This window comes from Grimontia indica (genome assembly GCF_000333895.2).
GTDB classification, from domain to species: Bacteria; Pseudomonadota; Gammaproteobacteria; order Enterobacterales; family Vibrionaceae; genus Enterovibrio; species Enterovibrio indicus.
Genome location: NZ_ANFM02000052.1, coordinates 1 through 13670 on the forward strand (window position 1 = coordinate 1; position 13670 = coordinate 13670).

At 49.9% G+C, this 13670-nt stretch carries 11 protein-coding genes; 7 read left to right on the forward strand and 4 right to left on the reverse strand.

The features are described from left to right. Window positions 1-618: 618 nt before the first annotated feature. Together groL and D515_RS22495 are read right to left on the reverse strand one after the other, a co-directional pair. Entirely contained in the window at window positions 619-2256 is a 1638-nt protein-coding gene (gene groL, locus D515_RS22490) for a chaperonin GroEL (protein ID WP_002541973.1), read from the reverse strand. 45 nt (window positions 2257-2301) lie between these two features. Next, window positions 2302-2592, reverse strand: coding sequence for a co-chaperone GroES (locus tag D515_RS22495; RefSeq protein ID WP_002541974.1), 291 nt, complete (start codon window positions 2590-2592; stop codon window positions 2302-2304). 310 nt (window positions 2593-2902) lie between these two features. Here D515_RS22495 and D515_RS22500 point away from each other — a divergent pair, with 310 nt between their 5' ends. Continuing rightward, window positions 2903-4252, forward strand: a complete 1350-nt coding sequence (locus D515_RS22500) for an MATE family efflux transporter (RefSeq protein WP_039850574.1) — start codon at window positions 2903-2905, stop codon at window positions 4250-4252. Between the two features lie 5 nt (window positions 4253-4257). Here the strand turns inward: D515_RS22500 and D515_RS22505 are convergent, their stop codons facing one another. Continuing rightward, entirely contained in the window at window positions 4258-4728 is a 471-nt protein-coding gene (locus tag D515_RS22505) for a MarR family winged helix-turn-helix transcriptional regulator (RefSeq protein ID WP_002541976.1), read from the reverse strand. Between the two features lie 157 nt (window positions 4729-4885). On the opposite strand from D515_RS22505, the gene D515_RS22510 reads away from it, so the two are divergent. The 4 genes from D515_RS22510 to D515_RS22525 are packed head-to-tail and all read left to right on the forward strand — an operon-like array spanning window position 4886 to window position 9637. Beyond that, the gene (locus D515_RS22510) at window positions 4886-6025 is read left to right on the forward strand and encodes a homogentisate 1,2-dioxygenase (protein WP_002541977.1); all 1140 of its coding nucleotides are present in this window, start codon (window positions 4886-4888) and stop codon (window positions 6023-6025) included. 29 nt (window positions 6026-6054) lie between these two features. Beyond that, a complete protein-coding gene (locus D515_RS22515) occupies window positions 6055-7035 on the forward strand; it encodes a fumarylacetoacetate hydrolase family protein (RefSeq protein WP_002541978.1) in 981 nt (326 codons plus the stop codon). A 17-nt stretch (window positions 7036-7052) separates the two neighbouring features. Beyond that, window positions 7053-7673 (forward strand): maleylacetoacetate isomerase, encoded by a 621-nt coding sequence (maiA, locus tag D515_RS22520; protein ID WP_002541979.1) that lies wholly within the window; start codon window positions 7053-7055, stop codon window positions 7671-7673. Between the two features lie 8 nt (window positions 7674-7681). Then, on the forward strand, window positions 7682-9637 hold the full coding sequence (locus D515_RS22525) for an acetoacetate--CoA ligase (protein WP_002541980.1): 1956 nt from the start codon (window positions 7682-7684) through the stop codon (window positions 9635-9637). Between the two features lie 61 nt (window positions 9638-9698). On the opposite strand, the gene D515_RS22530 is transcribed toward D515_RS22525, so the two are convergent. Continuing rightward, complete coding sequence (locus D515_RS22530; protein ID WP_002541981.1) at window positions 9699-10211, reverse strand: FxsA family protein; 513 nt, start codon at window positions 10209-10211, stop codon at window positions 9699-9701. Window positions 10212-10629: 418 nt separating this feature from the next. On the opposite strand from D515_RS22530, the gene aspA reads away from it, so the two are divergent. Further along, the gene (aspA, locus tag D515_RS22535; protein ID WP_002541982.1) at window positions 10630-12090 is read left to right on the forward strand and encodes an aspartate ammonia-lyase; all 1461 of its coding nucleotides are present in this window, start codon (window positions 10630-10632) and stop codon (window positions 12088-12090) included. 212 nt (window positions 12091-12302) lie between these two features. Then, window positions 12303-13610 (forward strand): anaerobic C4-dicarboxylate transporter, encoded by a 1308-nt coding sequence (locus D515_RS22540; protein WP_002541983.1) that lies wholly within the window; start codon window positions 12303-12305, stop codon window positions 13608-13610. The last annotated feature ends 60 nt before the right edge of the window (window positions 13611-13670 follow it).

The following is a 13670-nucleotide window of genomic DNA, read 5'->3' on the forward strand; positions in this document are numbered from 1 at the left end:
CAAACTCTTCAATTAAAGTTTTTGGCTCGATGAAATACTGTTGTTGTTTTGTCTCCGCTTTTTATAAAAGCAGAAGCAAAACGAATTGACTGTGCCGATATAACCGAAGTTATTTCGTTTGGTCACTCAGTAAACATCGATAAATCTTTTGTCTATCAATCACGAGTGCCCACACAGATTGCATAGGTCAAATTGTTAAAGAACGTTGACTTGGTAGCTTGCTCTGCGAGCCGCTTGCCGTGTCGATGTGGCGCAGTATAGGGACTTCGAAATTTGGCGCAAGTGGTTTTTTGAAAAAAATCACACTTTCGCGTTCAAGTGTTCAAATAACGCCCAAAAACAGCATTTTTGTATAAAAGATAAACAGATTTCTGCAGATCTTTGATGATCAGGATCAGAGGCCACGATCCAGATTTCGACAATATGTCGTTTCAATGACTGTTTTGTTTACCGCAAGACTATTCAGTAAAGCACATGTTGAAGAATCCGCACGGTTATTTTTGACTCATTTCTGTAAGTCGCTAGCCCAGTAAATACGGGGGATGCGTTAAGACACTCTTTAAAAACAAAAAAGCCCGCTTGCGCGGGCTCTTTCTATTTTGCATGGAAACGGGATGATTACATCATACCGCCCATACCACCCATGCCGCCCATGTCAGGCATTGCTGGGGCATCTTGTTTTGGCAGTTCAGTTACCATTGCTTCAGTAGTGATCATCAGACCTGCTACAGAAGCTGCGAACTGAAGTGCTGAACGGGTCACTTTAGTTGGATCCAGGATACCCATTTCAATCATGTCGCCGTATTCGCCAGTCGCTGCGTTGTAGCCGTAGTTGCCTTCACCACCTTTAACTTGGTTAGCTACTACTGAATCTTCGTCGCCTGCGTTCAGTGCGATTTGACGGATAGGAGCTTCCATTGCACGCAGTGCAACGCGAATACCTACGTTTTGTTCTTCGTTGTCACCTTGCAGGTCAACAACTTTGCTTGCCGCGCGGATAAGTGCAACACCACCACCAGCAACCACGCCTTCTTCAACAGCTGCGCGGGTTGCGTGCAGTGCATCTTCTACGCGGTCTTTCTTCTCTTTCATTTCAACTTCAGTTGCTGCGCCAACTTTGATTACCGCAACACCGCCTGCCAGTTTCGCAACGCGCTCTTGCAGTTTCTCTTTGTCGTAGTCTGAAGTTGCATCTTCGATTTGCTGACGGATTTGAGCAACGCGACCTTGGATAGAAGCTTCGTCACCCGCGCCATCGATGATGGTAGTGTTTTCTTTAGTAATAGAAATACGCTTCGCCTGACCCAGATCTTCCAGCGTCACTTTTTCCAGCTCCATACCGATCTCTTCAGAGATAACGGTACCCGCAGTCAGTGTCGCGATGTCTTGCAGCATTGCTTTACGGCGGTCGCCGAAGCCAGGTGCTTTAACCGCTGCAACTTTCACGATGCCACGCATGTTGTTCACAACCAGTGTTGCCAGCGCTTCACCTTCTACGTCTTCTGCAATGATCAGCAGTGGACGTGAAGATTTCGCTACCGCTTCCAACGTAGGGAGCAGTTCGCGGATGTTTGATACTTTCTTATCAACCAACAGGATGAATGGGCTTTCCAGATCAACAGAACCAGACTCTTGGTTGTTGATGAAGTATGGAGACAGGTAGCCACGGTCGAATTGCATACCTTCAACCACATCCAGCTCATCTTGAAGAGACTGACCTTCTTCAACAGTGATAACACCGTCGCGGCCTACTTTTTCCATCGCTTCTGCAATGATGTTACCTACGGTTTCATCAGAGTTAGCAGAGATAGTACCTACCTGTGCGATAGCTTTAGTGTCGTTACACTCAACAGACAGCTCTTTCAGTTGCTCAACGGCAGCGGCTACTGCTTTGTCGATACCACGCTTCAGGTCCATTGGGTTCATGCCTGCTGCAACAGCTTTCAAGCCTTCAGCTACGATTGCCTGCGCCAGTACGGTTGCGGTAGTCGTACCGTCACCCGCTGCGTCGTTTGCTTTAGACGCAACTTCTTTAACCATTTGAGCGCCCATGTTCTGGAATTTGTCTTCCAGTTCGATTTCGCGCGCGACAGACACACCATCTTTAGTGATGGTTGGTGCGCCGAAAGACTTGTCCAGAACAACGTTACGGCCTTTAGGACCAAGGGTCACTTTTACAGCGTTTGCCAGAACGTTTACACCTTCCAGCATTTTAGTGCGTGCATCATTGCCAAATTTAACGTCTTTAGCTGCCATTTCTCTCTTCCTTTTTAAATCTGTTCTTCAGTGATGAAATAGAAATTACTCAACGATAGCCATGATGTCGTTTTCTGACAGGATCAGGACTTCTTTACCGTCGATTTTCTCAGTCTTCGTGCCGTAGCCTTCTGAGAAGATCACAGTGTCGCCAACTTTAACGTCCAGTGGCTGCACATTGCCGTTTTCAAGAATACGGCCCTTACCTACCGCCAGCACAACGCCACGCGTAGATTTTTCTGCAGCAGAACCAGTCAAAACGATGCCACCAGCAGATTTTGATTCAACTTCCTGGCGTTCAACGATTACTCGATCGTGTAGTGGACGAATGTTCATTGGTCGTCTCCTGAATAAATGTAGTGATCCATGTGATAAATGAAGTGGAAGCTGCCACACAATGCAGGTTCCAAATTTCTGAATCCTTGATAGACAGCGTCTCATCAAGGATTAAGTCAATTTGCGTATAAAGTGGGGGTGGGTTATCTCAATCCCAAGGGGCTAAGTGCAAATTTTTTCCATTTTTTTACCCAATACCTTTTGCTCCATCACATTCTATGAATTAGGGTAGCCGTGCCTTAGCAAACATAACGATATGCAACCTTGGCGTATTGTTGACTTCCCAGCGCTACCTCTTATCGAGATTGGAATGAAGGACAAACACGGCCTGCTTTCTGGCCCCATTGACCAAACGCTTAAAAACATGACCATCCCTATGGTGTTTGGTCTTGTCGCAATCCTCGCGTTTAACCTGGTCGATACCTTCTTTATTTCCTTGCTGGGCACAGAAGCATTGGCTGCGGTGAGTTTCACCTTCCCGATCACCTTTGCGGTGAATTGCATCACCATGGGCATTGGTGTGGGTATCTCTACTGGCGTTGCCCGATTACTGGGTCGAAGCGCCCAAATTGATGCCGCCCGTCTTTCAGGGCATGGGTTGATGCTCGCGGTCATTTTGGTGATTGCAGCAAGCGCATTGGGTCTGGCAACGATCAATCCCTTATTCCGGGTGCTTGGTGCGCATGAAAACCTGTTGCCACTGATTCATGACTATATGTCGGTGTGGTATCTCACTATCCCTCTATTAGTTATCCCCATGGCAGGCAACTCCGCCATCCGTGCCACGGGTGACACCAAAACCCCTGCCAAGATCATGATCGTGGCTGGCTTTATTAATGGTCTTCTCGACCCGTTGTTGATTTTCGGGCTGGGCCCAATTCCCGCGCTGGGTGTAAAAGGCGCGGCAATTGCCAGTGCGATCAGTTGGGCTGGCGCGCTGGTTTGCTCGCTGTACGTATTAATAAAGAGAGAGAAACTACTGGCTTGGCCGTCACCAACGAAAATTGTGCAGGATTGGAAAGATATCCTCGCCATTGGCACTCCGGCTGCGCTGTCTAATGCGTTGAACCCAATTTCCGGTGCGATTTTAATGGCCATGCTCGCGGCGCAAGGCACTGCGGCTGTTGCTGCTTATGGTGCGGCGCAACGGGTTGAGTCTTTGCTGTTGATTGTTATGATGGCGCTGACCTCTGCCCTGACGCCTTTGATGGCACAGAATTTCGGCGCCAATAACCCAACACGCTCATTCGAAGCGCTATTCCGGGCGATGCGTTTTTCTATCCTGTTTCAGTTCATCGTGTTTCTGGCCATGGTGCCACTCAGCGTGCCGATTGCGGCTATTTTCAGTCAGGAACCAGCCGTACAAAACAAGCTGTGGCATTACCTGATTGTTGTACCCGTCAGTTACGGCATGCAAGGCGTGATGATGATGCTGGTCAGCGCATTAAACGCAATGAAGAAACCGGTTCATGCCTTCATCATGAACCTGATTCGACTGTTTGTGTTACTGCTTCCTATGGCCTGGCTTGGTAGCCTAATTGATGGTACGGAAGGGATGTTTATTGGCATTGCAGTCGCCAATGGCATCACGGGTATTTTTGCCTACCTTTACGCCGTAACGCTTCGCAAACAGATGAAACTTGAGCCCCTCAAGCACTGACCGGATTAAGGTTCGCGAATGGCTCTTGCCGGATCAGCATCGCTTTTCTCCAACAAAGCATCCAATGTACGAAGAAAACTTTCGTACTCTTTTTCTGAAATGCCATCTAACATCGCACTTTCCCACGCTTTTGCTTTCGGCAATATGGTGAGATACAGCCCTTCCCCTTCCTCTGTTAGATGTAAATAGGCCGCGCGCTGATCGGCTTCATCTTTGACTTTCACCACCAGCCCTTTTTCCTCTAACACCTTTAACGTGCGTGAGACCCGAACCTTATCCATACTGGTTTCCGTCACCAAAGATTTGGCATTGAGACCATCTTTCGCCCCCATTGAGGCGAGTATCCGCCACTCAGGACGACTGATCCCAAACTCAGTTTCATAAATCCGAGCCAAAGAATCCGACACATGGGCAGCAGCTTTTACCAGCTTATAGGGCAAAAAGTCATCCAGATAAAACGGTAGAGGTGACGCCATCAACATACTCCTTCAAACACTTAACTCACTTCCCATGCGCCAGCGCACAAAACACCCACATAAGTTGCCATTTTGTTATCAGTGCAGCTAGACTAAATTTAGTTTCAAATGAAACTATAATTCAATTCCTCACTCATTGCATAGTTCAGGAGGAGAAATGCGAAAGTGGTTTTCATTTCCTATCGTGGAAGGCAAAGCATCACATCAGGCTCACTGTGATTTGCCCGATGGCACCTTTGAGCGTGAATGTGGCAAGGAAGGATTTTTTGGCCCAGCCACCCACATGTATCATCAACATGCCCCGACAGGCTGGACAGAATGGGAAGGCGATCTCCGCCCTCATGCGTTTGATACCAACAAAGTCGAAGATGTGGGTGATAACCCGCTGACTGCGCCACTTTTGCTCTCCAATGCCAATGTGAAAGTCAGGATCTGGCGCTGCGACACAGCGATGGAGTATCTGGTACGAAATGGTGACGGTGACGAGTGCCTGTTTATCCACGAAGGCTCCGGTTCACTCTTTTGTGATTACGGCCACCTGCGTTTTCGCGATGGTGATTACCTGATCTTACCGCGTTCCACCAATTGGCGTATTGAGCCTGACTCTCCCGTTACTGTGCTGATGATTGAAGCCACTCATGGATCCTATATGACAGCTGAACGTGGGATCGTCGGCGATCATGCTGTGTTTGATCCAGCAGTGCTGGAATATGCCAAGATCGACGATGCGTTCATCGCTCAGCAGCAAGAAGAAAAATCGTGGCAGGTATACCTGAAATCCCGTAATGCAATGAACCGCATTACCTATCCATTCAATCCGCTTGATGCTGTGGGCTGGAAAGGGAACCTCACCGTATTCCGGCTCAACTGGCGTGATATCCGACCGCTGATGAGTCATCGCTATCATCTGCCGCCTTCCGCGCACACTACCTTTGTTGCCAATGGCTTTGTGATTTGTACCTTTGTACCACGCCCAATTGAGTCCGATCCCGGCGCGCTCAAGGTGCCCTTCTATCACAACAATGATGACTATGATGAAGTCATCTTCTATCACAAAGGCGAGTTCTTCAGCCGCGACAACATTCACCCCGGCATGGTGACTGTGCATCCTTGCGGCTTCCCGCACGGCCCGCACCCCAAAGCTTTTGCAGCTGGCGCTAAAGCCACCAAAAAAGAAACTGATGAAGTCGCGGTGATGATTGATACCCGAATGCCGCTCGATTTGGGCGAAGCAGCGAAACAAACCGAACTCGATGATTACGTCCTGTCCTGGCGCACGCCGCCCCGTGGCGAATAGATCGCAGACATTAGATTAAGGAGTAGATGATGAAACTGGCTTCCCTAAAACACCGCCGAGACGGAAAACTCATCCTGGTCTCACGCGATCTGACTCAGGCAGTAGACGCTTCTGATATTGCACTCACCCTACAGGATGCACTGGATGAGTGGGATACCCTCTCGCCACTCTTACAGGCTCGTTATGACGCTTTGAATGACAATAATGTCGGCGAACGCTTTCCTTTTAATCCCGCTGACTGCGAGTCACCGCTGCCTCGCGCATTCCAGTGGGCGGACGGCAGCGCTTACGTGAATCATGTCGAGCTGGTGCGTAAAGCCCGCGGCGCAGACATGCCAGAGAGCTTCTGGACAGACCCTTTGATGTATCAGGGTGTTTCTGACAAATTTATCGGCCCGCGCGACAACATTGAGCTTTGTGATGAAGCCTGGGGCTGTGATTTCGAAGCCGAAGTCGCCGTGATCACGGATGATGTCGCCATGGCGACGTCCAGTGAAAAGGCTGGTAGCCACATCAAACTGCTGATGCTGGTGAATGATGTCTCGCTTCGAAACCTGATCCCAAGTGAGCTTGCCAAAGGCTTTGGTTTCTTCCAATCCAAACCGGCCTCTTCATTCTCTCCGGTGGCAGTGACACCTGATGAGCTGGGTGAAAGCTGGCAGGAAAACAAAGTGCATCTGCCACTGGAAGTATTCCTCAATGGCGAACAATTCGGCGCCCCCAATGCAGGCGTGGACATGACGTTTGATTTTGCAGAACTCGTTGCCCACGCAGCCAAAAGTCGTCATTTAGGCGCTGGCACCATTATTGGGTCAGGAACGGTATCAAACCTTGATCGATCAAAGGGTTCCTGTTGCATTGCAGAGAGACGAATGTTGGAAATTCTGGATCTTGGGTCACCGAAAACGCCGTTTCTACTCTATGGTGATAAGGTCAGTATCGAGATGCATGACAAGGAAGGTCGTTCAATCTTTGGCAAGATTGATCAGGAAGTTGTCCCGTATAGGTAATAAAGGGAACGCACGCAGTGAAGCTTTATGACTACAGTAAATCCTCGGCGTCATACCGTGTTCGCATTGCGCTGAATCTCAAGGGGCTGAATTATCAATCACAGGTCGTCTCTTTGCTGGACGGCGATCAACGTGGCGACAATTATCTGGCCCTGAACCCTACCGGGCTGGTACCGACACTGGTTGATAACGGTCAGGTTCTAACCCAGTCGCTGGCTATCATTGAATATCTGGAGGAGGTTTACCCTTCTCCTTCGCTGTTGCCTGCCGACCATGCAGCCCGGGCGAAATGCCGTGCCCTTGCGCTCGACATTGCCTGTGACATCCATCCGCTTAACAACCTTCGGGTACTCAAACACCTCACCGGTTCCATGGGCCACAGCGAGGAAGAAAAACTGGACTGGTATCTGCACTGGCTGAAAGCCGGGCTGGCGGCGGTTGAAAAGAAAGTAGAAAGCTCACAAACGGCTTTCTGCTGTGATGACATTCCCACCCTTGCTGATATTTGTCTGGTTCCTCAACTGTTTAACGCCCGCCGGTTTTCACTCGATCTGACTCCTTACCCGACACTGAAAGAAATAGAACAGCGCTGCCAAGGGTTACCCGCCTTTGAGCAAGCGCACCCAGACAATGTTTAGGAGACAGCATGTCAGAGCAGCCTCTTTGGCGACCCAGCGCATCGCGTATCGCCAATGCCAACCTCACTGACTTTATCAATGAGGTCAACAGACAGTACGCGCTAAGTCTGACCAACTACGACCAGCTTTATGACTGGTCGGTCAAACACAGTGAAGCGTTTTGGGAAACACTGTGGACCTTTGCGAGCGTGGTCGGTGAACGCGGAGAGCGTGTTATCAGCCGCCCGGAAAACGACCCGAATAAAAACAGCATCTGGTTCCCGGATGCTGAAGTCAACTTTGCCGAAAACGTGATGCAATGGGTGAAAGACATGCCCGGAAAAGACGCCATCGTGTTTTCTGGTGAAGACGAATCCGCTATTCGTCTGTCATGGGCAGATATTGAACGTCAGGTCAGCGGCATCGCAGCCTACCTAAAAGAATGCGGTGTGGAAAAAGGCGATGTCGTGGCAGGGTATCTGCCGAACATCGCAGAAACCGTAGTCGCCATGCTGGCGACGTCTTCCCTTGGGGCAATTTGGACCTCGACCTCGCCGGATTTTGGTATCGATAGCGTGCTCGACCGTTTCGGCCAGACTCAACCCAAAGTGCTGTTCACCACCGATGCTTACCACTACAACGGCAAAACCCACGATAACCTAACCAAAGCGCGCGCCGTGCGTGAAGGCGTGGAAAACATCACCCACATGGTGGTGATCCCGTATGTAGGCGGCACTGCTCCCAACAGCGATGAAACCTGCTGGAAAGCCATTGTTTCCAAACCGGCTGAGCCACTGACGTTTACCCGCGTAGGCTTTAACGACCCGATGTACGTGCTGTATTCCTCCGGCACCACAGGCAAACCAAAGTGCATCATCCACAGTGTGGGCGGCATGTTGCTCAACCACCTCAAAGAGCACCAACTCCATTCTGATGTCAAACCGGGCGACAAGGTTTTCTACTTCACGACCTGTGGCTGGATGATGTGGAACTGGCTCGCCAGTGGCCTTTTAAGCGGCGCGACGCTGGTGCTGTTTGACGGTTCACCGTTTTATCCCGATGCCGGCGTACTCTGGCGTTTGACCGATGCACAAAAAGTGACGCTTTTCGGCACGTCCGCCAAATACCTCGAAGCGCTGGAAAAGCAAGAATACAGCCCAATGGACGAGCACAGTCTTTCGTCGCTCCGCGCACTTTGTTCTACTGGCTCAGTACTGGCACCTGAGCAGTTCGACTGGGTCTACAGCCACATCAAACAAGACCTACAATTAAGCTCCATCGCAGGTGGCACAGACATCTGCGGTTGCTTCGTGCTCGGCAGCCCGATTTCCCCTGTTCACCGCGGTCAAAGCCAGGTTAGGGGGCTGGGCCTGGATGTCGAAGTCTTCAACAATGAAGGCAATCCGGTTCAGGGTGAGAAAGGCGAATTGGTGTGCTGTAACAGCTTCCCCAATCAGCCGGTAGGATTTTGGAATGACAACGACGGCACCCGTTACCACAAGGCTTATTGGGACAAGATTGAAGATATCTGGTTCCATGGAGATTATGTCGAACTCACTCACGAAGGCGGAATGGTGTTCTTTGGGCGCTCAGACGCAATCCTCAATCCAGGTGGCGTGCGCATCGGTACCGCAGAGATTTACCGTCATGTGAACCAACTGGATGAAGTACTCGATTCTGTCGTGATTGGGCAGGACTGGATGAAGGATGTCCGTGTGGTTCTGTTTGTGAAACTCAAGCCTGGTGTCGACCTCAACGACAATCTGGAGCGCAAAATTCGCAGCACTATCCGCACCAGTTGTACGCCGCGCCATGTGCCGGCAAAAATTATTCCTATCACAGACATTCCGCGCACCAAATCAGGAAAACTCGCCGAACTGGCAGTTCGCGATGTGGTTCATGGCCGCGCGGTCGCTCAGCTCAGCGCGCTGGATAACCCAGAGTCGCTGGAACAATACAAAGAGCGTCCTGAGCTGCAGGAATAAGAAAAAACCACAACGCAAAACGCCATCCCGAAGGATGGCGTTTTTCATGAATTCCGTAGCATCAGTTCAAGCGATCGCGATCTTCATCTTTTCGCTGATATTCACCTTCGAAGGTGTTGCCACCATCATTCGAACCTTGATGAGGGCCGCGGTTAAACGGGTCCTGTCCGCCAAATGGCCCCTGACCTGGTTGACCACCAAATCCACTTTGAAATCCAGCCACTTTCACCTTACTCATAAACTGTTTTGCCAACCAAGCTCGCGGCCAAGGCAATAACACCGCCATACCCATAGCATCGGTCATAAAGCCGGGAGTCAGAAGCAGCACGCCTGCCACTGCCAGCATCACACCTTCAATGATTTGCTGTGCCGGTAACTCGCCCTGATTCATGCGCTGCTGCACTGTCAGTAAAGTCTGCAGCCCCTGACTGCGCACCAATGAGGCGCCCACCACAGCGGTCAGTAAAATCAGCGCAACCGTCGGCCAAAGTCCCAACACGCCACCGACCTGAATAAACAGAGCAATTTCAATCACAGGGACAGTAATGAACATCAACAGCAAAATTGGAAACACAGCAAAACCTCATATTCGTGTCGAACCATCATAGTAACACTGGACTCAATGATTGCATCGACAGCGTCGTTATTTCCCCTCATTAAAGGAGATCTGTTTGTAGCTTGGTTTTAAACAATGTACGCGGGTATTGTACAGAATTTAACTGTATCAATACTTTTCGGCTGACAGATAAAACAATAGGAAACAAAGACAAACAAGCTGTCTAACGATCTGGATCACAGTTCTATGCAAATCGTTCCGCTTTGCTTTGATTGGTGATCTTTCTCATGTTTTTACCGCAACGGAGGAGTAGAATCATCCAGCATAAACCGGGTGTAAAACATCGATCACCCAGCCAAAATCTCTGATGAATGGACTCTACAGCGAAATTGTTGGCTACAGAATAACCAATATAAATTTCATTTAGGGCCAAATCATGTCTCAGACGATTGATTTCGAAAATAACCTGACCAACCCTCTTTTAGCGACCCGTATCGAAGAAGACTTGCTTGGCGAACGCCATGTGCCGTCTGATGCGTATTACGGTATTCATACCCTTCGCGCTGTTGAGAACTTCAATATCTCCCGTACCACGATTTCTGATGTACCAGAATTTGTGCGTGGCATGGTCTTCACCAAGAAAGCCGCTGCGATGGCGAACAAAGAACTGGGTGTTATCCCAGCTGAAGTGGGCGATTACATCATCAAAGCGTGTGATGCGATTCTGGAAACCGGCAAATGCATGGATCAGTTCCCATCTGACGTTTACCAAGGTGGCGCAGGCACGTCTGTGAACATGAACGCGAACGAAGTGATCGCGAACCTGGCACTGGAACTGATGGGTAAAGAAAAGGGTGACTACGACGTTGTTAACCCTAACGACCATGTGAACAAGAGCCAGTCGACCAATTGTGCTTACCCAACCGGTTTCCGTATTGCGGTTTACAACAGCATCCTGAAGTTGATCGAATCCATCGACTATCTGCAAAACGAATTCGACGGTAAAGCAACCGAATTCAAAGGCGTGCTGAAAATGGGCCGTACCCAGCTTCAGGACGCAGTACCTATGACAGTAGGTCAAGAATTCCACGCATTTGCCGTTCTTCTGAAAGAAGAAGTGAAGAACCTGAAATACACCGCAGAACTACTTCTTGAGGTGAATCTGGGCGCGACCGCTATCGGTACAGGCCTCAACGCTGCAGCAGGTTACCAACAACTGGCGGTTCAGCGTCTGGCAGAAGTGACGGGTCTGAACTGCACCCCTGCGGAAGACTTGATTGAAGCGACTTCTGACTGTGGCGCTTATGTGATGGTTCACGGCGCACTGAAGCGTCTGGCGGTGAAACTCTCGAAGATCTGTAATGACCTGCGTTTGCTGTCTTCTGGTCCTCGCGCTGGCTTCAACGAAATCAACCTGCCGGAAATGCAGGCGGGTTCTTCTATCATGCCAGCGAAAGTAAACCCGGTGATCCCAGAAGTGGTTAATCAAGTGTGCTTTAAGGTGATCGGTAACGACACCACGGTGACCTTCGCGGCAGAAGCCGGTCAACTGCAGCTGAACGTGATGGAGCCAGTAATTGGTCAAGCGCTGTTCGAGTCTATCGAAATCCTGTCTAACGCCTGTGTGAATCTGGGCGAGAAGTGCATCAACGGCATCACAGTCAACAAAGAAATCTGTGAAGCCTTCGTTTACAACTCCATCGGTATCGTCACTTACCTGAACCCGTTCATTGGTCACCACGAAGGTGACATCGTCGGTAAGATTTGTGCCGAAACCGGTAAGAGCGTCCGTGAAGTGGTCTTGGAAAGAGGATTGCTGACGGAAGAGCAACTCGATGATATCTTCTCCGTCGAAAACTTGATGCATCCGCAATATAAAGCGAAGCGCTATAACTAAGCGTTGAAAGAATGGGTACTCACGATGAGTACCCTTTTTTAGTTTTCTGCCCAGCTGTTTTGAACATCTGGGCTTTAAAGCCCAAACGTAGGTACTTTTTTACATTCACTGCGCCCTAAAAACCCTAGTTTTTACAAGGCAATGAACACCTTAAGACAGTGACTCCGTTTGGTTTTTATTTTTTGTATTAATAATCTGAACAGGAGTTACCCATGGTAGCAGTGGAGTTGTTCGTCGTTCTTGCGTTCATCTATCTGGGCGCACGGATTGGCGGTATTGGTATCGGCTTGGCCGGTGGCGCGGGTGTTGTTGCTCTGTCCTTATTCTTGGGAATGCCAACCTCGCAAAGCTATATCCCTATCGACGTTATCTTGATCATCATGTCTGTGATCACCGCAATTGCAGCAATGCAGGTTGCTGGCGGTATGGACTGGTTGGTTGAGAAAGCCGAAGATTTTCTTCGTAAGAATCCTAAACAAATTACCTTCTACGCACCGATCGTCACTTATCTGATGACGCTGATGGCAGGTACTGGCCACACTGCGTTCTCCACCCTTCCGGTGATTGCAGAAGTGGCGAAAGAGCAAGGCATCCGTCCATCACGCCCACTTTCTATCGCGGTTGTTGCGTCTCAAATCGCGATCACAGCGTCTCCAATCTCTGCGGCTGTGGTGTTCTTCTCTGGCATTCTTGAGCCGCTGGGTATCGGTTACCTGACTCTGCTGGCTATCTGTATTCCAACCACATTCATCGCTTGTATGGCAGGCGCATTTGTGGCGAATTTCCTGGGTTGTGAACTGAAAGATGATCCGGTTTACCAGGAGCGTCTGGAAAAGGGTCTGATCAAACTGCAGGGCACCACCAAGCGTGAGATCGCACCTACTGCGAAAAAAGCAACGTACATCTTCCTGGGTGCCATCGTGCTGGTGGTGGCTTACGCCGCAGCGATTTCAGGCTCAATCGGCCTGATCGAAAACCCAACGCTGGGTCGTAACGAAGCCATCATGACCTTCATGCTGGCGGCGGCGGCGCTGATTGTTGCAACTACCAAAATCGACGCATCGAAAATCCCATCTGCACCGACTTTCCGCTCAGGTATGACAGCGTGTGTGTGTGTACTGGGTGTGGCTTGGTTAGGTTCAACCTTTGTGAACGCCCATGTTGAAGGCATTAAAGAAGTCGCGGGCACCTTGCTGTCTGACTACCCATGGATGCTGGCTATGGTGCTGTTCTTTGCTTCGATGCTGCTCTACTCACAAGGTGCGACCACGGTTGCCCTGATGCCTGCAGCATTGGCGATTGGCGTTGCCCCTCTGACAGCGATTGCTTCGTTTGCGGCAGTGAGTGCACTGTTCGTTCTGCCAACTTACCCAACACTGTTGGCCGCGGTTGAAATGGACGATACAGGTTCAACCCGTATCGGTAATCTGGTCTTCAACCACCCGTTCTTCATTCCAGGCGTGGTCACCATCGCCACTGCTGTTGTTCTGGGCTTTGTGGTAGGCGGCATTGTGCTGTAACCCAAAACAAAGGCGATGAAAAAGGACGCTTTGGCGTCCTTTTTCATTATGCGATCTTCG